Source organism: Microcoleus sp. A006_D1, from assembly GCF_036702805.1.
Lineage (GTDB): Bacteria > Cyanobacteriota > Cyanobacteriia > Cyanobacteriales > Microcoleaceae > Microcoleus.
Window position 1 is genome coordinate 32,740 of record NZ_JAUBVZ010000013.1, and the last position, 21,142, is coordinate 53,881.

The window sequence follows — 21,142 nt, forward strand, 5'->3', positions numbered from 1 at the left end:
CTATGACCCAAAATTTAGAAGCCAGCCAACTCTCGCTAAATGACGTTCGCCACCTTCTCAAACTGGAAGAGGGAGACGCAGATTCAGTGACAGAGTTTTTTTCCCTGGAACCGCTGAGCGAATCTGAACAGCAGGAATTATTGAAAATTAGACAGAACTTTCGTAGGTACTTAGCAGCAGGTAAAGTATCTGAAGAATTGGTGAAGTTTTTAGCACTTTCGCCGCTAATGCGATTAACTGGATTTTTCGATGTTCCTGTGGTGCTGACTATGGAGGATAGCATTCCGATCGAGGTTGAAGATGAAGATACTTTAATTAAAGGGCGGTTGGATATTCTCGCTGTGAATGGGCCGGATGCGGAGATTGGGGCGACACAGTTCTGGATTTTGGTGGTTGAGGCGAAAAATAGTGCGATCGCCCCTTTGACCGGTTTACCGCAATTGCTGACGTATGCGTTTAAGAGTTTGCAGCAGCAATCGTCTGTTTGGGGATTGACGACGAATGGCGAAAGTTATCGGTTTGTGCGGGTGACGCGGGGGAATCCTTGCACTTATCAGATTTTACCGGAGTTGAATTTGATTGACAAAGGGCGATCGATCGAGTTGGCGCAAGTGTTGAAAGCTATTTGCAAGTTGCAGAATGTGCAGTTGCAATTGGCGTAACAATTGGGAAGTTAGGAAGACGAGTAGAGGAAATATACATATTTTAATTACCTCCTAAGTTTATCAATAAAAATTGCACAATCGTGCCAATATAGATTTATACCATCATCAACTTAATCATGCTTTTAACTGACATAGTAAATCTTTTAGGTAAACCCTACTTCCAAGCCTCCAACTGCCTCATTTATCAAATGGACTGCTTAGAAGCAATGTCAAAGCTCCCTGATGAATGCGTCAATCTCACTGTCACCAGTCCCCCCTATAACATTGGCAAAGAATACGAAAAAACACTACCACTTGATAAATATTTGAACTGGTGTGAAAGCTGGATCAGTGAAAATTATCGCCTAATTCTTCCTAACGGCGCTTTCTGGCTCAACTTGGGGTATCTATCAATTCCCAATCAAGCTAAAGCTATCCCCATTCCCTATCTACTTTGGGACAAAATTCCTTTTTACCTGATCCAAGAAGTTATCTGGCACTATGGCGCTGGGGTTGCTGGTAGTAAGTTCTTTTCACCGCGCAATGAAAAGTTCCTTTGGTATGTTAAAAACCATAAAGATTATACCTTCAATCTAGATGATGTGCGCGATCCAAATGTAAAATATCCTAATCAAAAAAAGAATGGCAAAATTAAAGTCAACTCCCAAGGCAAAAATCCGACTGATGTTTGGGAATTCCCCAAGGTAACTTCTGGTAAAAATAGAGCCTCAAAAGAGCGAACATCTCACCCCGCTCAATTTCCTAGTGCTGTCATACAGCGAATAATCAAAGCTTCGTCCAACCCAAATGAAATCATTTTAGACCCTTTTCTGGGTTCAGGAACTACGGCGGTTGTTGCTTTAGATTTGCAGCGCACTATTATCGGATTTGAGATTTGTCAGGAATACTGCGATTTAGCAGCAAACCGAATTGATGATTTTCTAAGAGAAAAGCAGATTAGTGAAGCTCAATTATCTTTATTTTAAAGAGGGTAAATATTTCTAAATAGGCAATTGCAGCAACTTATATCGCTCTACATCAGGGCTTAATTTAGCTTGCTGACCAGTGGCTGCTGTTTGCCCTTGCCAATCTTCTCGATCTATCCATCCAAATCTAACTAAATTAATATTTAGAGTTTGTGCGCTTTGAATTTTTGGATCGAATTTCTGGAAATTAACTACAAGATAATAGCCGGACTTGTCTTTCTTCGGTTTTGCTCCTGTGGCACTTTGTTGGGCATAACTACGATTACCATAAGTGTTACGACTACTTGAAGAAGTTTTAATTTCAATTGAGAAGTCATTGTTCGGGATGTAAACAATATCTTTTTCAATGGCACTGCGATCGCGCCGCCAAATTCCGGGGTATTTACTGGCGAGTTCTAATGGGATTAGTTCATGTAAAAAGAAGCCCATGATTTGGGGAGTCGGGAATAAATTTATTCCTATTCTGTAGCCTCTGCTGGTTATGCTTGATTGAAAAATTTCACTCCAAACTTGAATAACCACGTCATAAATTTCTTGTGGATCTAGTGGGTGTTGATCTATGAGTTCTAGTGTCTTCTCTTGCCAATCTTGGACAGGAAGCCCCGTATAGGGTGATTGCATTTACTCTATTTCCTGCAATAGTTCGCTGGGCGATACTCCTAGAGCTTTTGCTAACCGCAAAATGTTTAACAGGGCTATGTTCCTCTCACCCCGCTCAATACCACCAATGTAGTTGCGGTGCAGTCCGGCTAGTTCTGCTAACTTTTCTTGGGAAAAGCCTTTTGATGTTCTTAGCCTGCGAACTTGCTCTCCAAATTTTTTTAGCTCTGGATTTTCTGCCACATAAGCAAGATATCGGTGACTGCACTCCAAAATCTACACACTATGAGTGTGATTTAGGATTAAATGAAGCCAGCACGCCCATAGTCAGACCAAGCAGAATCAACTTGATGCCATCACTTTAATTGCTTTCATCGGTACTCCGGGTTCTAGGGCGTAAGAAATAGATTTATGTCTAATGCTTTAAGTTATTGATATATCGAGATAGCCCGATCGCCCTTCCCGCAATTTTAATGGGTTTAGGAAAGTGCGATTTCCTCACTTGCTAGCAACAGCAATCAAATATTTCGCGTGAATTTCTACCTCAGTCTCCAAAAACTCACTAAAGCTATCATGGCTTTTAATAAACGAAGTTTGGTTAGTCCCTTCGCAGTATGAGTAAGTCGGAGGATCGGCGCCTTCTGATACTCGAAAAAAGCTGAATTGATAGCCCTGGTGCATGAAGAAAATAAAGGCATCCTCTGGTAATGATTCAGCAAAGTTATTTTCCTGTAATAACTCGACAGCCCAGTCTTGCAGTTGAGGTAGATGATTAAAGAAACAGTCCGATCCGCGTAAGAATTCACCAGCACTACGCCCCATAGATAACAGAAATTCTTGATAGGCGCGGGGCAGAGAAATTCCTAACTTTTGCTCGATCGCAATTACGTCATCGCGGGTACAGCCTACGAGTTCATCTGGCTTCACGAGTTTTAGTTCTATCAGTTGATTTTTAACTCTATCTAAGTACATCAGATTCTAATTGGTCGATCCCACTTTCACATCAAACCGCTATTAGCTTCACCAACTTATTCAGCGTCTCCTGTGCCGATACTTGCAATTGACCCCCATCAATATCAAATCGAGGATCTTCAATCAAATTCGGGTCGCTGCAATAAGCATCAACATCCGCAAATAACTTGTCTAAAATCTTAAATTCTGTCCCTGGTTGGAGATTATTATCACCTTTAAAAAGTTGTATAAACCGCCGTTCAAACTCATCAGCAGTAATCTTATTGTCAACAAACTCTTCTAATAAATTGATGTACTTATCCATACTTATCCACCTCCAATATCTCCAGTGGTGGTTAATTCCACAACTTGTGCAGAATTCAGTTTCCAGCCACTAATAAAATTGTCACCTGCATCTACCATAACATTCAAATTGGTTAATGGGTCAAAATAGTGCTTTACTTCCTGCGATAACTACCCGCAATCTCCTGCACTCCCTGTTTCTGCAAGTGAGCTTGAATAGCCGCTGCAAATGCTGCTGCTGTCTGCAAATTGTAATTCCCTGAGACACCAAAATCGGCAGCGTGTTTGAATTTCTTTTGAATTTGGCGATCGGATATCGGAATATTCATCATCCATCTATTTTTACATTACCTCCCCAGACTATCAAAGACATTACGATCGCCCTTCCCGCAATTTTGATGAATCGAGAAAAGGGCATCAAGCGCAACTATCCCCGCAGAAATAGCATTTCAAGCATTGGGATCGATTCCCAATTCCCTAAGTTGAGCCGCGAGTGCTGCGCTGCGCTGGCGTTCGGATTCTAATTGGGCGATCGCACTTTCAGCCCTTTGCCTTTCTTGTTCGGCCCTTTGTCGTTCCAATTCCGATTGTTCCGAACTCCAAAGCAGCAAATTTCCCGCTGAATCCCACCACCGCAACCAGTGCATAGTTGCACCCAAGCGCGTCCCGTACCAAATGCCCAAAAACAAATTAATTTCAGGTATCCAGTAACGTCCTTCTGCTGTCGGCGACTGCAAAACATATTGATTTTCTTGCAGACAGCGCACTTCCAAATCGGGTTCGTAAGGGTCAAAAATAACGTAGGTAGGAATCCGCCAAATTTGCTCGTAGCAATACAGTTTTCCGTAAGGATACTTGGCGCGCACCGAATATTCCTCAGCGTCAGTGTCGGAGAGGAATTCCATCGCTATGGCAACTCGATCGCCCTCCAAAGACGGCGTATAACTGCGGCGAATCACCCCTTCGGCTAGGGGTAATACTCGCGGCACGTACATCCAGTCTGGCGCTTTCACTACCGTTTTTTGATTGACCGTAGTAGCGATCGCAAAATTCGAGGCAATCAACATTTCCGGTTGAATGCGATCGCACGTACCGAGAGCATCCGTCAGTGCGGCCGCCAGCGGTGGCTGTTGAATGTTTTCCACGGGATCGTCCGGTAATATAAAGTCTGATGGCAGTTTTTCCCAGGTAACAACTGGTTCTTGTTTTGTGGGATTAATTTGGAGAACCATAGATTAGTTCCTAGCTGTTGCGATGGCTCTATTTTATCATAATTCTCGGTAATTAACAATTGCTATTGTTAACTTTCTTGACCGCAATCTATGTAATACCTTCCGAAGCAAATATCAAGATTTATTAAATATCCGCAATCGCGCACTGACATAACGCAAATATTTATCTAAAATCAAAAACAGTTAAACCCTGAAACCAAAGGTAAGAAAATGTCTGAACTTAGACAAAATCTAATTACCAGAGATTGGGTAATCATCGCCACGGAACGGGCAAAAAGACCGGATCAATTCGCCAACAAGAAAAAGTTGATGGTAGCAGTGCCACAACACCGTGCCGATTGCCCGTTTTGCGTGGGAAATGAGGAAGATGGAACCTTAGAAACTTTCCGTTTGGGAGATGATCGCACGGGCTGGAAAGTCAGGGCAATTGGTAACAAATATCCCGCCCTTTCCCCGACAGCAGAATGGATGAGAATATCATCGGGAATTCACCGCACGATGGCAGGAATCGGCGTTCATGAGGTAATTGTCGAACACCCGCGACACGATTTGACTACTGCTTTGTTCACCATTGCAGAAGTAACGGACATACTTTTAGTATACCGCCAGCGTTATGTAGAAATTAGAAAATATCCCCACATTGAAACAATTATTATCTTCAAAAATCACGGGGAAAGTGCCGGGACTTCTCTCGAACACCCTCACTCGCAGATAGCAGCTACCCCCGTTGTACCCAGCCTATTTCGCAGCCGCATCGATGCAGCAGTTCGCTATTTTGATGACACGGGAGAATGTCTGTTTTGCCGCACTTTGGAAGATGAGTTAGCGTCGGGTGAAAGAGTAATTTTTGAGAGCGAATATTTTGTGGCTTTTATTCCTTATGCTGCACTTTCACCGTTTCATATCTGGATTTTTCCGCGCCGACATTCGTCTTCATTTGATGATATTACTGATGCGGAAATTACGGATCTTGCTGATACTTTAAAAACTGTACTCGCTAAGCTTTATTACGGATTGAACGATCCTGATTATAACTATAATATTCGATCGATACCCACGGCCGAACAGGGGACAAAATATTTTCACTGGTATCTAGCAATTATTCCCAGAGTGACGAAGCAGGCTGGGTTTGAGTTGGGTAGCGGGATGTTTATCAATACTGCTTTGCCAGAAGAAAGTGCTGAGTTTTTGCGATCGACCGAAATTCCGATCAACCCTAATTTCCGACCAACCTAAAGTGTAAAAAGTTACAATCCGTCAAGGAATGTCCCAGACGAAGACGGGAGACAATTTAATGATTTTCAATCATCGGTTGAAATAGACAATTTAAATCTGCAACAGCTTAATTGATGCTCAAAATTTATCAACCTACAAATAGTGATAAATTTTACCAAACTCACAACAAACTTTCGACATACTGCCAGCCGTCATCGCTAAAATGATCTCTCAATATATCTCTAATTTTAGCATCGATCGATAATCTCGCCTCGTCCGAGTCGCCACTCTCGCCGATGTCGCAACTGTCATCAGATAGATGTTGTTGGAGGTGGGCGAGAGTATTGGCGAAATTAGCCAGAAAATAATGTTCGTCCACCCACGCTGTCGGATCTGGGATGGCTGCACTCCCAAAAGCCCGATCGACTAAATCTTGTTTTGCAGAATCATCAGTCTGGTTTTTCATGGAGCCCATTTAGATAGAATTTGCAACTTATCCCAATCTTAAGCTTAATTTTGACCGCTGGTGCGATCGCGATCGACCAACCGCAGTGACAAAATTGTGTAGTTTGTGCGATCGCGATCGAGCTTGTTTTGGCGATCGCGTGTTATCATACCATGTCACAGTCGGCGATCCAAAATTTTTATCTCCGGCAAAACACACTTAGGCACCATTCCGTGAACTCCTTTTTGGGGATTGTTGACAGCCTGCGTAATCCGAAAATTTACCGCGATGGAACTGAAAACATAAGCATCTTCCTCTTTGAAACCAGCAAACTTTTGCAGCCAAGAAACCGTCTGTTTTACCGCCATGTCAAAGGCATCATCTAATGTTCTACCGAATCCCATAATCACAATATGAGTAGGCGTTTCAGCAAACGGAAATATCAGAAATAAATCCTGGCGCAAGATGATTTGAATAGTCCCATTCATCGAAGTTTCAATCGCAGTACCGTTAACTTCGCCGTCTCCTTGTGCCGAATGTCCGTCGCCGAGGGACAGTAAACCGCCGCGCACCGAAACAGGTAAAAATAACCGCGTTCCCGGTTGCAGTTCCTGATTATCCATATTGCCGCCGTAGCGCTCTGGAGGAATAGAAGAACGGTTGATTTCTGAATTGGCAACGCCGATAATTCCGAAGAATGGATGCAGGGGAATCCTCACGCCGCTACCTGCGGGAAATTCTGCGATTTTTTGGTCTAAATCTAGGGGAATAAACCGCAATTTAGGTTCGGGGAAATACTCAGGCAAAACTCCCCATCCGGCGCGAATTGCATTGAATCCTACTGGTAAACTCGGGTAAACATCCTCGATGTGAATTTCTAAAACGTTTCCGGGTTCGGCATTCTTAACATAAATCGGGCCTGTTAGCAAGTGCGGGCCTGGGCCGACTTTGCGGTTGGGAGGCAAATTCTGACAAATATCTAAAAATTCGGGGGTAAGAAATTCCGGCGGGGCCTTGTCAGCAATATAATATCCTGAATAGGTTTCGATATCGATGCGATCGCCCGAATCGACAGTTAAAGCAGGTTCGAGTTTCGGTGAGAAACCGCCCAAGTGTACGGTTTTGCAGTTAGCTTTGAGAAGGTGGCGAGTCATTCGATTTTAGATTTTAGATTTTAGATTTTAGATTTACTCCATAGATTAATCTAAAAACTTGAACTTTGGTCTAAAATTTTAGACTCTCCATGACTTAAGTCGGGGGTTTGCACCAGTTTTTTGGGCGGGGTCATATCTATTTGAGATTAATAGTTGAGGTTTGTGATATCTGAGATATTCTCACAATTTCTTAACTTTTTGATAACTTTGGTAGTCTAAAATTCTAAGCGGGGGCGGGTTTGTATATATTTGGGTTGGGAGTTATATTTGGCTGGTGAAACCCGCCCCTACAAACTAATGACTAATGACTTATGTTAACACCCTTGCCCGATAAATCAGAAATTCCTCAAGGTTATTCTCGCAACCCCTGGTTTTTTGCTGTTTTGATTTTGATTGTCCTCTTGCTAGGTTTCACTATGCAATCTTACCTCAACAAACCCCAACTTTTAACCGATCCGTTTCTGCAACTCCCAACAGCCAACTCGGTGCGAGTTGTTTGGTTTACCGAATTTCCCGGTACTCGCAACACTGTCGCTTACGGCGAAAATTTGAGTCAAATTGCCGCTGCAAATACTACCAAGCTAAGTCGCACTCGGGAAGATAAAGACTCGCGAATTCCCGATGAAATCAAACAAAGCATAATTGACAATAATCCAATTGTCCGCGACATCTGGCGCCACGAAGCAGAAGTTACCAATTTAATGCCTGGTGTTCGGATTCCTTATCTAGTCACTAGCTTCATGAATGACGGCGCATCTGTCAGCAGCAAAATTTTCAGTCTTTCTCCGACGCCAGCAGCAGGAATTGGGCTCAAAATCCTCCTGACTTCCGACCATCAATTGATGCCGATGACAGCAGCAAATCTCCAGAAAGTCGCAGAAACAATTGATAAAGTTGATGCAGTTTTCATGGCTGGGGATTTAATTAATATAGCCGATCGCGCTTCGGAATGGTTCGACGACTACCGAGGCCGCGCCTTTTTCCCCGGTTTGCAAGGCCGCGCCTTTTCGGAACTGGACAAAGACGGCATCAAAACAGTTTACAGCGGCGGCGAACTGATCCAACACGCGCCTTTATTTCCGGCGATTGGGAACCATGAAATTATGGGTAGGTTTTCAACTACCAGCACCCTCAACGACCAGTTTAATGACCCTTTCCCCCGCGCTGCTGCGGAGAAAATATATCCATACCCAACTCAAAAATCTGTGGTGAAAGATAAAAATATTTGCTTGAAAAACAATAGTTTTAATAGCGATACTTACAACGAAATTTTCAGTTTACCCAGTGACAAAAATTATTATGCCGTGACTTTTGGGGACGTGCGGTTAGTGACTTTGTATGTTACGAATATCTGGCGGACTCCGAATTTAGATCCGGGTGCGAGAGGCAGGTATCGGGAACGGGACGAAGATTTTAATCGTCCCGAAAAATGGGGATACGGACAGCATATTTTTGAGCCTATTGTCAAGGGCAGCGCTCAATATAATTGGCTGCAACAAGAGTTAAATAGTGCGGAATTCCAGCAGGCAAAATATAAAATTGTGATGTTTCACCACCCGCCGCATTCTCTGGGCGACAATATTGTACCTGCTTATACTGACCCTGTGCAAATAGTCGATCGCACTTCGGATGGCAAAATTAAGATGGTGCGTTACGAGTATCCGAAACAACAGGATTATCTGATTCGAGATGTGGTGCCGCTGCTAGAAAAAGCGGGAGTGCAGTTAGTATTGTACGGACATTCGCATTTGTGGAATCGGTTTGTAAGTTCCAGCGAAATGCACTTTTTAGAGACTTCTAATGTGGGCAACAGTTACGGTGCGTTTGCGGGGGAAAAGCGCCGATTTGTGCCGCCGGGATATCGGGAAGATTACAGCGCTATTGGAGACCCGAACGGATTGGAACCTGTGGTGCCGACTGTGGCGCCTTTGTTGGGGAAAGATGGGCGGCCGCTGCCGTATATTGAGAGTAATGATATTACGGCTTTTAGTGTTTTTGATACGGGGAAGGGTACAGTTAGCAGCTATTATTTTGATACGCGGAAACCGGAGTCGCCAGTGGTGAAGTTTGATGAGTTTAAGTTGAGAAATTCGTGATTTTGTGCGGTTTTGTAGGGTGCGCAATGCGCACCTTACCCTATCGTTCTAATTGATTAAACCTTCTCTTTCGCAGGCGGAACCAAACCAGTTTTACTCAAACCAGCATCAATATCCCTGAGCAATTTAAAATCATCTTCGGGTAAAGAATTAACAGGCGAGTGTTTTTCCAGAAACGAGAAAGCTTGCCGAAATTCATGCGGTTTGCAGTCGATCGCGCGATCGAAGTGACAAGGTACAATCCTGTCAAAGTCCCAACTCGCGACTCTATCCACCCAATCGAGAGTCTCCCTCGGCGCGCGGTTGAGAATCAAAGCCTGCAAAATCGGCGCTACCAACAACCGCCCTCCTCCGCGCAAAGCCTCGAACGATCGCACCCAATCAGTTTTCCACTGGAACGGATACAACCCAAAATAAGCTTTCCTAGAGCGTTCCGGCGCTTTCATGGCGTTAGCTAACACCCCCGACCACGGCGGCACTTCCAGCACGCTGGGGCTAAAATACATGGCAAATAAGGCGATTCTCTGCCACCCCTTGCACCGATTTTCGTGGGTGTCTGCCACCACGTCCAAGGCGCTGTCTTTGGCGTGAAACAGCAGCGGGTACGAGTCGAATTGGACGATCGCGGGCGGGTTTTCGGGAATGGAAACCACGGAATCTGTTAACATTAGCGTGCGCGATTCCCTGTGAAATAAAGCAACTTCGGCAAAGAAACCTAAGCCAAGGTTGATCGGGCCCAGGATTGCCCAGTCAAATTCATCTGCAAGAGGCGTGTTGCTGCTGTCAGAGGGCAGTACAGACGTGCGTTTGGCCGGCAAACCCAGCCAACTCAGCGGCAAATTGACGGGGAAACTCCACTGCTGCGGGGCGACTAACACCTGCGCTTGGGGAAAACACCTCGCAAATGGGCCGACAAACACCTTGTGTTCGATGCCCGAAACCGTTGTCAGCAGGATATACTTAACTTCGCCGTGCTCTGCGACTAACTCGTTTACCAAGCGGATGCACTCAGGAGTCGGGGCGACGGGGGCGTAGACGAGAAGGCCTGCGGGTTCTAGTTTAATTACTGTCATCCGAATCGGCACGACAACGTAGAAAATGCCTTGTAGCTGGTCAAAAGTCCAGATTTTGTCTTTGACTATTTCCTTGCGGATGGTGCGCCGCCTGCTGTAGGGATAGATGGGGACTACGGGCCAAAAGGGCCATGAGTAGTCCCGATTGTCAATCTTTTCTGATGTTGGTGTGCCTTCGCCCTCTGCCACTGGTGCGACTCCTTGCCGATTTTTTTGTATGTGCGTGCGATCGAACTTTTGTTATCTTATTTCAATCTTGTGACGCGGATTAGCGATCGGGCTTTTGAAATACTCAAGCAAGAATTACGTATGGGGGCGAGAAACCCGGTTTCTACGAGTTTTGGGTTTATTAACGAGAAATATGGGAAGAAACCGGGTTTCTGAGGTCAAAGTGCGATCGAGATTATTAAACCAACTGTTCAGGATCGATGCCTAATTCCCGCAACCGCGCCGCCAGTCTTTCCTCTCGCTGTTGAGATTCTATGAGTTGCTGTTGATATTCTATCAGTTGCCGTTCCGCAGCAGTTGCCCTTTCACCCGGACTCAAAATCAACCCTCCTTCGGCAGTAAACCACCGCAGCCACAAACGATTCATACTCTTATAAGTGCCTTGCCACCAACCTAAACTCAACTGCAACTCAGGAATAAATAACCGCCCATCAATTAATTGTGCAGGTTCATAATGACCTCCTACGAGATGAAAAGCTTGCAATTCATCCGTGTAGCGACTGAACACAAAATAGTAAGGAATCCGCAAAATTTGTTCATAAACTTGCCACTTAGTCGGCGGTTCCCCAGCTTGCTGAACAGTCCGCCCCAAATCTTCATCCTCAGTTCCCGGCGACAGCAATTCCACCACCACAAACGGATTTACCCGTTCTTGCCAAACTACATAACTCAAACGCATATCGCGCCCTTGATAAAGCCTTGGTACACCCACCGCAGCAAACCAATCCGGGCGTTTATGCCAGCGCGGCTGTGTTGCATCGTAATATAAATTTAGGTAACAGGCTGTAAATACTTGCTCCGCATCCCATCCCGGCGGCAAAAACGTGAATTCCAAGAGTTGCGGCTGATCTAAATGAAATGTATCAGGCAAACCGGGCTCCTTTGGGTCTTCGCTAGGTAAATCGTACATTGTTGGCAAACTCTGCCGGGGGTCTAGAGGCGGTTCAGCTTGAGCAGGCGGGTAAGTCGGGAATGTCATAATGAATTCTGAGGTTGCTTATCCTGATATGATTATAGCCTTGTGAGAATGTCTTGGATTGCTCAGTACGTGGTTACAAATAAACATTAGATGGGGAGGGCGGGTTTTGCACTTTTTCACTCGATTGTATCAGAGATTGTTAGCTAAACCCGCCCCTACAATATACTATGTTTTTTGGTACTTACCTACTTAAATAATTCCCGTCAACTCAATCTCAGATCTCAAATCAAAACTCGAAAATGATATGACTCAAAACTACCGCATCACTCTTTTACCCGGAGACGGCATCGGCCCTGAAATTATCGCTGTAGCGGTAGATGTCCTGAAACTTGTCGGCACACAATTGGACATTGGCTTTGAATTTCAAACAGCTTTAATGGGCGGCGCTGCTATTGATGCCACAGGCAATCCGCTACCAGAAGAAACTTTAGAAAAGTGCCGCAACAGCGATGCTATATTATTAGCAGCCATCGGCGGTTACAAGTGGGATAATTTGCCCCGCGAACAGCGCCCGGAAACTGGATTGTTAGGACTGCGCGCCGGATTGGGATTGTTTGCAAATTTGCGTCCTGCGACTATTTTACCGCAATTAGTTGATGCTTCTAGTTTGAAACGGGAAGTTGTCGAAGGCGTAGATATTATGGTCATCCGCGAACTCACCGGCGGGATTTATTTCGGCAAACCGAAAGGCATTTTTGCAACGGAAACTGGCGAAAAACGCGGTGTGAATACGATGGCTTACACCGAGTCGGAAATTGACAGAATCGGGCGCGTCGCTTTTGAGACTGCCAGGAAGCGCGGGAAAAGGCTGTGTTCCGTTGATAAGGCGAATGTTTTGGACGTTTCGCAACTGTGGCGCGATCGCATAATTGCCCTTTCTTCAGAATACCCTGATGTGGAACTTTCTCACCTTTATGTTGACAACGCAGCGATGCAGTTAATTCGCTGGCCGAAACAGTTCGATACAATTGTCACAGGCAATTTATTCGGCGACATTCTTTCCGATGCGGCGGCGATGCTAACTGGTAGTATTGGAATGCTGCCTTCTGCTAGTTTGGGAGCAAATGGGCCAGGAGTTTTCGAGCCCGTGCACGGTTCTGCGCCGGACATCGCCGGACAAGATAAAGCTAATCCCATCGCCCAAGTTTTAAGCGCCGCCATGATGCTGCGCTATGGCTTAAATCAGCCGGAAGCTGCTGATAAAATTGAGCAAGCGGTTGTGGAAGTTTTGGATCGAGGTTATCGCACTGGCGATATCATGTCGGAAGGCATGAAACTGGTCGGTTGTCGCGCGATGGGCAATGCTTTAATTGAAGTTTTGCAAGGTTGATTGAATTGGCTCGTAGGGGCGGGTTCACCAACCATCTATGCCTAAGATAAATAATCTCGTAAACCCGCCCCCACCCAACCAAAAATCAAAATGTACCATTAATTCATTGGGTAAGATGTTGATGTAAATCAGCGAAGAGGGCGGGTTTATGAGATTGTTTATGGGTTTCATAGATATCGGCGAACCCGCCCCTACAGGAATTGGGACTTAACCTTCCGCTGTCAACATATTAAATTGCTCAGTATCAATGCGATTTGCTTGATACAAAATCTTAGCGATTTCCGAAAGCCCTAGCACAGAATGAGCCCGATAACCATTAGCTTGCAATTTATCTTTGACTCCCTGTTCGTGGTCAATCAAAACCACAATATCTTCCACCTTCAATCCCGCAGATTTTAACTTTCCCGCACCTTCCATCACACTCTTACCGCTAATCAAAATATCATCGACTACAACAATAGTTTCTCCTGCCTGAAAATGCCCCTCAATTAACTTACCCGCGCCGTAGGTTTTCACCTCCTTGCGCGGGAAAATCATCGGGCGTTCCATCCGCAATGCTAAACCTGTTGCTGTGGGTAAAGAACCGTAGGGAATGCCCGCAATGCGATCGAATTTTAAATCCTTGAGAATGTCTGCATAGGCGCTGACAATTTGATGGAAAATTTGCGGAATTGAGATGATTTTACGCAAATCAATGTAATATGGAAATGTAGCGCCGGATGCTTGTACGTGGTCGCCAAAAACTACGCAGCCAATGTCATAAAGTTGCAAGATTAAATCGCGGTTGGGCTCTGGTTGCAAAAAGCAAACATCCGGTAGCCACAATTCGCAAGTGGGACTTCCTGCGATCGCCCGTAGCCTCTCTTTGTTAATATTATCCCGTAATTTCTCAATTTCTCGGCGTGGCTCTTTCCCCGCCAATAAACTCGGGGGGACTGGCAGCAATAAACCCTCACCATTCTTGCTTAAACCAGCCGCCAGCAGTTGTGCGAGTTCGTTTTCTTCTGTCAAGTCATTTTCTTCGGCGATATCTCCTTCCACTAAAATCAGCCGTTCAGGAGCTGCTTTGCGGATGCGCGCCAACATATCCGGCATTACTCCTACTTCTAAACCGAGTTGTTCGGGAGTTCCCCAAGTTTGAGAGTCTCGGACTAATTGCAAGTACAAAGGGTTTTCTGCTGTCGGGTATTCTTGCAATGCGGCGGCTGACGGGTTGGCCGTGGCACAGAGCACAAAAAGTGTTTTTCCAGGATATAATAAAAATGGCGCTGCTGCGTCGAATCCCGCATAGGGACTTAAGGTAATAGCATCAAATTGCCAGTCTTGAAATACGGTTTTCGCAAAAACTGCGCTGGTGTTTAAATCGCTGTGTTTCGCATCTAAAATTACTGGAATGTCAGGGGGAATAATCGTTAAAATTTGTTGCAGCAGTTGCCAGCCGGGAATGCCGAGAGATTGATAAAAACCGAGGGTGATTTTGCAGGCACAAATTAAATCTGCGGTTTGGTCGATCGCACTTTTCAACCTTTCCAACAAATCAGTTACAAAACTTTGAGTTTCCTCGACTGTCATCGAAACCAGCGCGGGCAAGGTTTCCGGGTCGGGGTCGAGGGCTAAATACAGCAAACTTTGATTGCTTTCAACAGCCGCTAACAGTTTATCAAAAAAGTTGGTTTTATCGGTCATAGTTGGTTGGGGAGGTAAGGAAAAATTACAAATTTGCATCGGAAACTGGGATTGGTGTTGTGCCGGAATAAACCGACCCCCGTTGAAGTTTAAATTAAGAATCTTTTATAATTGTAGAAGGTAAAGACCATGAAATCTGTAACTTTGGGAGCAGTTTCATTCGGACTGATATTCGGGTTTGCTACAGCGGTGATTGCAGCTAATCCTCAGCAAGTTAACCAGTTGCGGCAAACTAACCAATGTCCGGGATGCGATTTAAGAAGCATTCCCCTGCTGCAAGCGAGTTTAGCAAATGCCGATTTGCAAGGGGCGGATTTGAGAGGCGCAAATCTTAGGGAAGCTAATTTATCCGGGGCAAATTTGAGCGGGGCTTTCCTGGGCGGGGCTTCTTTGCGACAAGCTAATTTAGCAGGCGCTAATTTGACTGACGCTAATTTGATTGGGGCAGATTTGACAGGGGCAAATTTGGAAAATGCTCAACTGAAAGGGGCTACTTGGATTGACGGTAGTATTAAATAGATCAGAAGCTAAAGCAATGCCGGCCTTAGAATGTGGATAGCAATGAATGATAAATTCGATCGACTTTTCGACTTGGGACGATTTGCTGCAACGCTACGTTGACGATTTCGGCCGCGTCAATTATCGGCGCTGGAAAGCTGAGTCGGCGGATGTTTTGAGCAAGTGGCTGGGAACTTTGGCAGATGTAGATTTAGCTGCTGTTACAGATGCAGATGCGCGGCTGGCGCTGTGGCTGAATGCGTACAATGCGATCGCAATTTCTCAAGTCCTTGAAGTATATCCCATCGCGTCCATCCGTCCCAAAATTTTAGGAATTCCAAACTGGCTGGGTTTTCTGGAGTTTTTCACCCGTTCAAACTCGATGATTGGCGGCAGAAAGTACAGTCTCAATCAAATCGAACACGCAATTTTGCGGCCGGAATTTGCCGAACCGCGCATCCATTTTGCCTTAGTTTGCGCTTCCGTCGGGTGCCCGCTGCTGCGCCGGGGCGCTTATTTCCCGGAGTCTGTGCGGACTCAACTGGAGACAGATGCGAGTAGTTTTATTCACAATCCCGATAAGGTGCGGTACGATGCTGGGAAAAAGACGCTTTATTTGAGCAAAATTTTTAAGTGGTACGGCGAAGATTTTGTGAAGGCGGCGGGCTCGGTAGCTGCCTATGCGGGCGGTTATTTGGGGCCGGAGGTGGCTGTGAGCGATGAATGGGCGATCGTTTTTTTGCCCTACGATTGGAATTTAAATCAATATCGGACGGAGATGGAAACCGCGTCTGCAAAAACCTAGGCGTCAGCCTTCGACAAGGGTAGTCCGAGCGAGGGTTTCATTCAGTTGACAGTTGACAGTTGACAGTTGAGAGCGACCTCTACCTGGAAGTCCGAGGATTGGAGTAATGAATAGTCTGATTTTAATTTCTCCCTACAAGGCTTGGGGCTTTAAACTAATTCTTTCGGATAAAGAAAATCAGGTAATTTTCACCGCCCATTCTTCAGCCCGCTATAGAAGCGGGTGAGAGTTTGTATAAACCTGGTTTCAACCGCCAGCGTCTTCTGGCTGTGTCTGTAAGTTTGTGGGTGCGCGATCGCAATTATCGATTTTAGCCTGTTGAGCCACCTGGTCGTGAAGCGTAGCTATCCCGAGCGTGAATCGACCTTTTGAGAGAGTTTTGGGTATTTTTGCGCTTGGTGAGAGTGGATGAGGGATCGCGACCTGAAAGCTCAAATCCCGTCAAATCAACGTGTTGCGCCTATGACACAGCAGTGCGGCGGCCGTGGGGATATCGGTAAAGGTCAATTCCTGAAGAGGGATAGCTACGCTTGACGGATTTGATTTCAATTGCTGACAACTCAATAGAATCTATTAAGATATATAAGACTTGCACAAATCTTGCGAATTCAAGGTTGCAAGTTCAGACTCTACTGGAGCTTCTCATGTTAGCCGAGCTAATCTCTGCCAGACGCATACTCAAGACCCAACTCCTCGAATTTTTAGGACTTCCCGACAATTGCCAAGACAAAACAGATCACCTCGTCAGCACAGTTGTATCCGTGCTAGAAGTAAACGCAGCCGAACAACAAAGATTTTGGGAGACATTCAAAAGTGAATTAGCCGTCGATCCGGTAGAATTAGAAGAACTGCTCAAGTGTTCGGCAGCAGAACGCCAGCAGTGGATTGAACAAGGCAAGCTCCCTATTTTAGAATACCGCTCTTTTCGCAAATCAGGAATCCACTTAGAATATCCCGTTCACGACAGAAGATTCATCTTAAGTCTCACCCAAACAGATATTAATAACTGGCGCCAAGAACCCAAAGGGCTGATTCAAAATAATCGCCAAAAACCCGCCTCAATCAATACAGAAAACTGCGAACAAAATGAACAATCGCGACTAGCTTTTAGTTCAGCTTGGAAAAAAATCATTGCCGACTGGAAAGAACAAGGTTCAGCGGAAATATCAGCAACATTCCAGCTAGCCTACTGGACAGTTTGGGCATCGCGGTGGGCAAAAGAAAATCAGCTCAATAGTAAAGCAATTACATCTAACGAAATCTACGAAATTCACCAACAGGAATGGTACGAGCGCAAAAATCAAGCAGTTAAGTTACTGATTGAGATGCCCTACGCCATGCTTTACTTCTATCGTCCTCCCGGTGCTGATAAATTATATCTAGAACTGTGCGATGACCACCAGGAAATGATGAAAGATGGCTACTATTGGGACAAGTGGGAGTTTCTTAATCAGAACCGCAAACTGGTAAATAGGTGTCGTGAATGTGTGTACTCTGAAACCAAAGATTATTACTCGCTTTACTATCTCGAAATCAAGAGCGACAAGTTTCCCGATTTTAGCTTTTCTTTCCACACACCTTACACCATCGGCAGAAAATTTTTGCCTCATCCAGAAACGCTGCCTTATGTAGACCACGTAGAGCAAGACGGCATTTTTCGGTTTGGTCGCCCGCTACTGGAACAAGAGAAAGTTATTCACACAGAAAAGGATGTATTGCTCAAGTTTGAGGCGGCTTTGGCTGAAGCGAAAAAGTTTATTTAGTCAATTGACTTTTGAACTTGAATTACCTGAATGCTGCCGCCAGCATAAAGTTTAGGTTGTTGAGTTGCGTCGGAATTGTAGGGTTGAAATCCCACATCGGCCAACAAACTTCCCAAGTCAGTTTGGATTAACTGCCAAGCAGTTTCAGTCTCAAACAACCACAAAAACACAGCCAACCCCGGCCAAAATACCGGATTTGTCGGTTGATGAAAATCTACCAAAATGAAGAGACCTCCCGGCTTGAGTACGCGGTAAACTTCGTGAAAGATTTTCCTCAACTGTGCGGGCTGCATTTCGTGCATCGCAACACTGCTGTGCACCAAGTCAAAGTGACTGTCGGAAAAAGGCATGGACTCGGCAAAAGCTTCTACATAATTGGCTGATGGCACATTTTTTCTTGCCCGTTCCAGCGACAATGGCGAAGCGTCGAGTCCTGTGACATCCTGGGAATATTGCACCAGAAATTGCGTAGTTTGACCGCTACCGCAACAAAGGTCTAAAATTTTAGTTTCCGCGCCCAGGGTCAAATTTGCTAAGGCTAGTTGGCGAAAACGAGCCTCGCCACCTACGCTCAAAGCAGCCAGACGCGCGATCGCATCGTACAGCCACTGATACCGATAACTTAAATCTCTCAAAATTGTTGCCATAGTCAAAATTATGTATACCTTGCTATCGACTTAAGATATTATTAAGTTATATGATTATGATAAAGATAATTAACAAAACTAAAACAATGGGAGAACTGTAACCGCTATGGGTCGTGTGGGAGTATTGCTATTAAACTTGGGCGGGCCAGATAAAATCGAGGATGTCCGTCCTTTCCTGTTCAACTTGTTTGCTGACCCGGAAATCATTCGCATTCCGTTGCCGTGGCTGCAAAAACCCCTCGCGTGGTTGATTTCGACCCTGCGGTTTCAGAAATCCCAGGAAAACTACCGCCTAATCGGGGGCGGGTCTCCTTTGCGCAGAATTACCGAAGAACAAGCCGCTTCGCTGCAAGAACTCTTGCAGTCGAAGGGACAGGATGCCCGAGTATACGTGGGGATGCGCTACTGGCATCCTTTTACCGAAGAGGCGATCGCCAAAATTAAGCGCGATCGCATCGAACACTTGACAATCTTGCCGCTGTATCCTCAATTTTCGATCAGCACCAGCGGTTCTAGTTTCCGGCAGCTAGAAGAAATGTGGGGCAAAGATCCAGCCCTCAAGGAGATTGAATATACCGCCATTCCTTCTTGGTATCAGCGGCCTGGCTACATTCAGGCAATGTCGGAACTGATCGCCCAAGAACTAGACCACAACCCAAATCCCGATCGAGTTCACATCTTTTTCAGCGCCCACGGCGTTCCCCTCAGCTACGTAGAAGAGGCTGGAGACCCGTATCAGCGCGAGATCCAAGATTGCACTCGTCTGATTATGGAACATTTGAATCGATCGAACGAACACACTCTAGCCTATCAAAGTCGGGTCGGCCCGGTGGAATGGCTCAAGCCTTACACCGAAGACGCGATTACTGAATTGGCAGAAAGTGGAGTCCAAGATTTGTTGGTAGTTCCGATTAGTTTTGTTTCCGAGCACATCGAAACTCTCCAAGAAATTGACATGGAGTATCGAGAATTGGCCGAAGAGTCGGGGATTGAAAATTTCTACCGAGTCCCGGCTTTGAATACTCATCCGGTGTTTATTGAGGCCTTGGCCGATTTAGTCATCGAGTCTATCGAATCTCCCAGCGTTAAATTCTCTGATGTGATACGCCCTTCCAAGAAAGTGAAGATGTACCCTCAAGAGCAATGGCAGTGGGGTTTGACGACGGGGGCGGAAGTCTGGAACGGTCGTGTAGCAATGGTTGGTTTTATAGCATTAGTGATCGAGTTAATTACGGGTCAAGGCCCGCTACACTCGATCGGCTTGCTTTGAAAAATCAGTTGTGCGATCGATCTTTAGGGCCGGTTTCAGTCCGCAATCAGTGGTGTCAACTTAAGTCTAAAATCCTTTAGATCTCTGGTTTGTATCCAAGTCTAGATCCCCCCTAGCCCCCCTTAAGAAGGGGGGGACAGGAAACGGCTCTTGCGTCGACCCCTACTCCCCTTAAGAAGGGGGGGACAGGAAACGGCTCAAAGTCCCCCTTCTTAAGGGGGATTTAGGGGGATCTGGCCTCGGCAACAAATGAGAAATACAAAGGGTTACAGGCGATTCTTGACATCAACACCAGACAAACAATCTCGATCCAAAACCCGCCCCGCGCGTCTAAAAACCGCAAGAGGGCGGTTTTTCCTTCGAGACTAAACTAATCTGGATCGAGCTTGCGGCGGCGGGGATTTCCCTTATCGCCCGGTATTCCCTGAATTCTGTACCATTGATACCACTCCTTAGAACTGCGAATAGCCAGCCACAGCAGCAGCATAGCAATTAACGCACCCTCTCTCGGGGCATCAAAAGCAAACAAAACCAAGGAAATACACAGAACATCTTGCAGAAAAATCACCCAAATCGGTAAAATATGTAGTCGGTAAAGCCATCCTGCTTGTACCAGTTGCAGCACTAAAGCCAACAAACCTCCGACAACACCAATAATCCACAGCATCCAAGGGTGAGCAGTAATTTCGTCGATAGAACTTACCTGAGCGATCGCAATGCCCATAATTGCTCCTACAATAGGACTGAAAATAATTTGCACAACTTGCAGCACCCGCTGTCCCACAAAGGTTTTAGAAGCAAATAACTCTAACAGCGACCAACTCACCAAAATCGATATCGCCACTTGGGGGTGAACCCGAGACAATAAAGGTATTTCCGACCAAAGTTTGTCAATCCGCAACAAACCAATTAACAGCAGGGGCAGGGCAATTCTCATACCCCCCGCCGCAGACGCAGAGAGCGCGGCTAGGAGTCCAACCATCATCATAATTCAGTTCATAACGTCAGCTACAGCGTCGATCGATTTCAGAATTTAATTCCCCTGGTGGCTGGCTATGATTTGAGCGATCGAACTCAAATTACTACTTGAGCTTAAATATCTCTGTCTATTGTAAGTGTATTTGCTGAATTGCTGCTTGGGACTGTAGGATTGTCGATCGACACAAAGTAGAAGGCGCTTGTGCAGAACTAAACCGCGATCGTGATTAAATTAGAAAGTATCGAAAAACCAACAGTT

22 protein-coding genes are annotated in these 21,142 nt (G+C 45.5%); 9 read left to right on the forward strand and 13 right to left on the reverse strand.

From position 1 onward, the window contains the following. Positions 1 to 2 precede the first annotated feature (2 nt). Both QUB68_RS21410 and QUB68_RS21415 read left to right on the forward strand, forming a co-directional pair. Positions 3 to 662 carry a restriction endonuclease subunit R gene (locus QUB68_RS21410; RefSeq protein WP_332996197.1) on the forward strand — a complete coding sequence of 220 codons (660 nt, stop codon included), beginning with the start codon at positions 3 to 5 and terminating at the stop codon, positions 660 to 662. Between the two features lie 209 nt (positions 663 to 871). Continuing rightward, the gene (locus tag QUB68_RS21415; RefSeq protein ID WP_332996199.1) at positions 872 to 1,630 is read left to right on the forward strand and encodes a DNA-methyltransferase; all 759 of its coding nucleotides are present in this window, start codon (positions 872 to 874) and stop codon (positions 1,628 to 1,630) included. A gap of 15 nt (positions 1,631 to 1,645) precedes the next feature. On the opposite strand, the gene QUB68_RS21420 is transcribed toward QUB68_RS21415, so the two are convergent. The 6 genes from QUB68_RS21420 to QUB68_RS21445 form a co-directional block, all read right to left on the reverse strand. Continuing rightward, positions 1,646 to 2,251 (reverse strand): ScaI family restriction endonuclease, encoded by a 606-nt coding sequence (locus QUB68_RS21420; RefSeq protein ID WP_332996201.1) that lies wholly within the window; start codon positions 2,249 to 2,251, stop codon positions 1,646 to 1,648. Then, positions 2,252 to 2,473, reverse strand: coding sequence for a helix-turn-helix domain-containing protein (locus QUB68_RS21425; RefSeq protein ID WP_265234942.1), 222 nt, complete (start codon positions 2,471 to 2,473; stop codon positions 2,252 to 2,254). 255 nt (positions 2,474 to 2,728) lie between these two features. Then, positions 2,729 to 3,202, reverse strand: coding sequence for an SMI1/KNR4 family protein (locus tag QUB68_RS21430; RefSeq protein WP_332996203.1), 474 nt, complete (start codon positions 3,200 to 3,202; stop codon positions 2,729 to 2,731). A gap of 31 nt (positions 3,203 to 3,233) precedes the next feature. Next, the gene (locus QUB68_RS21435; RefSeq protein WP_332996205.1) at positions 3,234 to 3,506 is read right to left on the reverse strand and encodes a colicin immunity domain-containing protein; all 273 of its coding nucleotides are present in this window, start codon (positions 3,504 to 3,506) and stop codon (positions 3,234 to 3,236) included. 133 nt (positions 3,507 to 3,639) lie between these two features. Continuing rightward, positions 3,640 to 3,816 carry a colicin D domain-containing protein gene (locus QUB68_RS21440; protein ID WP_332996207.1) on the reverse strand — a complete coding sequence of 59 codons (177 nt, stop codon included), beginning with the start codon at positions 3,814 to 3,816 and terminating at the stop codon, positions 3,640 to 3,642. Between the two features lie 117 nt (positions 3,817 to 3,933). Next, the gene (locus QUB68_RS21445) at positions 3,934 to 4,716 is read right to left on the reverse strand and encodes a Uma2 family endonuclease (RefSeq protein WP_332996209.1); all 783 of its coding nucleotides are present in this window, start codon (positions 4,714 to 4,716) and stop codon (positions 3,934 to 3,936) included. A 210-nt stretch (positions 4,717 to 4,926) separates the two neighbouring features. Here QUB68_RS21445 and galT point away from each other — a divergent pair, with 210 nt between their 5' ends. Next, positions 4,927 to 5,952, forward strand: coding sequence for a galactose-1-phosphate uridylyltransferase (galT, locus tag QUB68_RS21450; RefSeq protein ID WP_332996211.1), 1,026 nt, complete (start codon positions 4,927 to 4,929; stop codon positions 5,950 to 5,952). Between the two features lie 160 nt (positions 5,953 to 6,112). Here galT and QUB68_RS21455 read toward each other — a convergent pair whose 3' ends face one another. Together QUB68_RS21455 and QUB68_RS21460 are read right to left on the reverse strand one after the other, a co-directional pair. Beyond that, entirely contained in the window at positions 6,113 to 6,397 is a 285-nt protein-coding gene (locus QUB68_RS21455; protein ID WP_332996213.1) for a hypothetical protein, read from the reverse strand. A gap of 155 nt (positions 6,398 to 6,552) precedes the next feature. Then, complete coding sequence (locus QUB68_RS21460; RefSeq protein ID WP_332996214.1) at positions 6,553 to 7,530, reverse strand: acetamidase/formamidase family protein; 978 nt, start codon at positions 7,528 to 7,530, stop codon at positions 6,553 to 6,555. A gap of 311 nt (positions 7,531 to 7,841) precedes the next feature. Between QUB68_RS21460 and QUB68_RS21465 the strand changes: the two genes are divergently transcribed. After that, positions 7,842 to 9,626, forward strand: coding sequence for a metallophosphoesterase family protein (locus QUB68_RS21465; RefSeq protein WP_332996216.1), 1,785 nt, complete (start codon positions 7,842 to 7,844; stop codon positions 9,624 to 9,626). 56 nt (positions 9,627 to 9,682) lie between these two features. Here QUB68_RS21465 and QUB68_RS21470 read toward each other — a convergent pair whose 3' ends face one another. Together QUB68_RS21470 and QUB68_RS21475 are read right to left on the reverse strand one after the other, a co-directional pair. Next, complete coding sequence (locus tag QUB68_RS21470) at positions 9,683 to 10,888, reverse strand: DUF4336 domain-containing protein (RefSeq protein WP_332996219.1); 1,206 nt, start codon at positions 10,886 to 10,888, stop codon at positions 9,683 to 9,685. Positions 10,889 to 11,105: 217 nt separating this feature from the next. Next, a complete protein-coding gene (locus QUB68_RS21475; RefSeq protein WP_332996221.1) occupies positions 11,106 to 11,906 on the reverse strand; it encodes a Uma2 family endonuclease in 801 nt (266 codons plus the stop codon). A gap of 244 nt (positions 11,907 to 12,150) precedes the next feature. Here QUB68_RS21475 and leuB point away from each other — a divergent pair, with 244 nt between their 5' ends. Further along, positions 12,151 to 13,236: a 3-isopropylmalate dehydrogenase gene (gene leuB / locus QUB68_RS21480; protein WP_332996223.1), complete on the forward strand. Its 1,086-nt coding sequence runs from the start codon at positions 12,151 to 12,153 to the stop codon at positions 13,234 to 13,236. Between the two features lie 207 nt (positions 13,237 to 13,443). Here the strand turns inward: leuB and QUB68_RS21485 are convergent, their stop codons facing one another. After that, positions 13,444 to 14,922, reverse strand: a complete 1,479-nt coding sequence (locus QUB68_RS21485) for a bifunctional orotidine-5'-phosphate decarboxylase/orotate phosphoribosyltransferase (RefSeq protein WP_332996225.1) — start codon at positions 14,920 to 14,922, stop codon at positions 13,444 to 13,446. Positions 14,923 to 15,051: 129 nt separating this feature from the next. Here QUB68_RS21485 and QUB68_RS21490 point away from each other — a divergent pair, with 129 nt between their 5' ends. The 3 genes from QUB68_RS21490 (at position 15,052) to QUB68_RS21500 (ending at position 17,988) form a co-directional block, all read left to right on the forward strand. Continuing rightward, positions 15,052 to 15,441, forward strand: coding sequence for a pentapeptide repeat-containing protein (locus tag QUB68_RS21490; RefSeq protein WP_332996227.1), 390 nt, complete (start codon positions 15,052 to 15,054; stop codon positions 15,439 to 15,441). 46 nt (positions 15,442 to 15,487) lie between these two features. Beyond that, positions 15,488 to 16,225 carry a DUF547 domain-containing protein gene (locus QUB68_RS21495; RefSeq protein ID WP_332996228.1) on the forward strand — a complete coding sequence of 246 codons (738 nt, stop codon included), beginning with the start codon at positions 15,488 to 15,490 and terminating at the stop codon, positions 16,223 to 16,225. 644 nt (positions 16,226 to 16,869) lie between these two features. Continuing rightward, entirely contained in the window at positions 16,870 to 17,988 is a 1,119-nt protein-coding gene (locus QUB68_RS21500; protein ID WP_332996229.1) for a hypothetical protein, read from the forward strand. Here QUB68_RS21500 and QUB68_RS21505 read toward each other — a convergent pair. Then, positions 17,985 to 18,635, reverse strand: coding sequence for a class I SAM-dependent methyltransferase (locus QUB68_RS21505; protein ID WP_332996231.1), 651 nt, complete (start codon positions 18,633 to 18,635; stop codon positions 17,985 to 17,987). The two genes, QUB68_RS21500 and QUB68_RS21505, sit on opposite strands and share 4 nt — an antisense overlap. A 106-nt stretch (positions 18,636 to 18,741) precedes the next feature. Between QUB68_RS21505 and hemH the strand changes: the two genes are divergently transcribed. Next, entirely contained in the window at positions 18,742 to 19,905 is a 1,164-nt protein-coding gene (gene hemH / locus QUB68_RS21510; RefSeq protein WP_332996233.1) for a ferrochelatase, read from the forward strand. Between the two features lie 370 nt (positions 19,906 to 20,275). On the opposite strand, the gene QUB68_RS21515 is transcribed toward hemH, so the two are convergent. Next, positions 20,276 to 20,887 carry a DUF4126 domain-containing protein gene (locus QUB68_RS21515; RefSeq protein ID WP_332996419.1) on the reverse strand — a complete coding sequence of 204 codons (612 nt, stop codon included), beginning with the start codon at positions 20,885 to 20,887 and terminating at the stop codon, positions 20,276 to 20,278. Positions 20,888 to 21,142 lie beyond the last annotated feature (255 nt).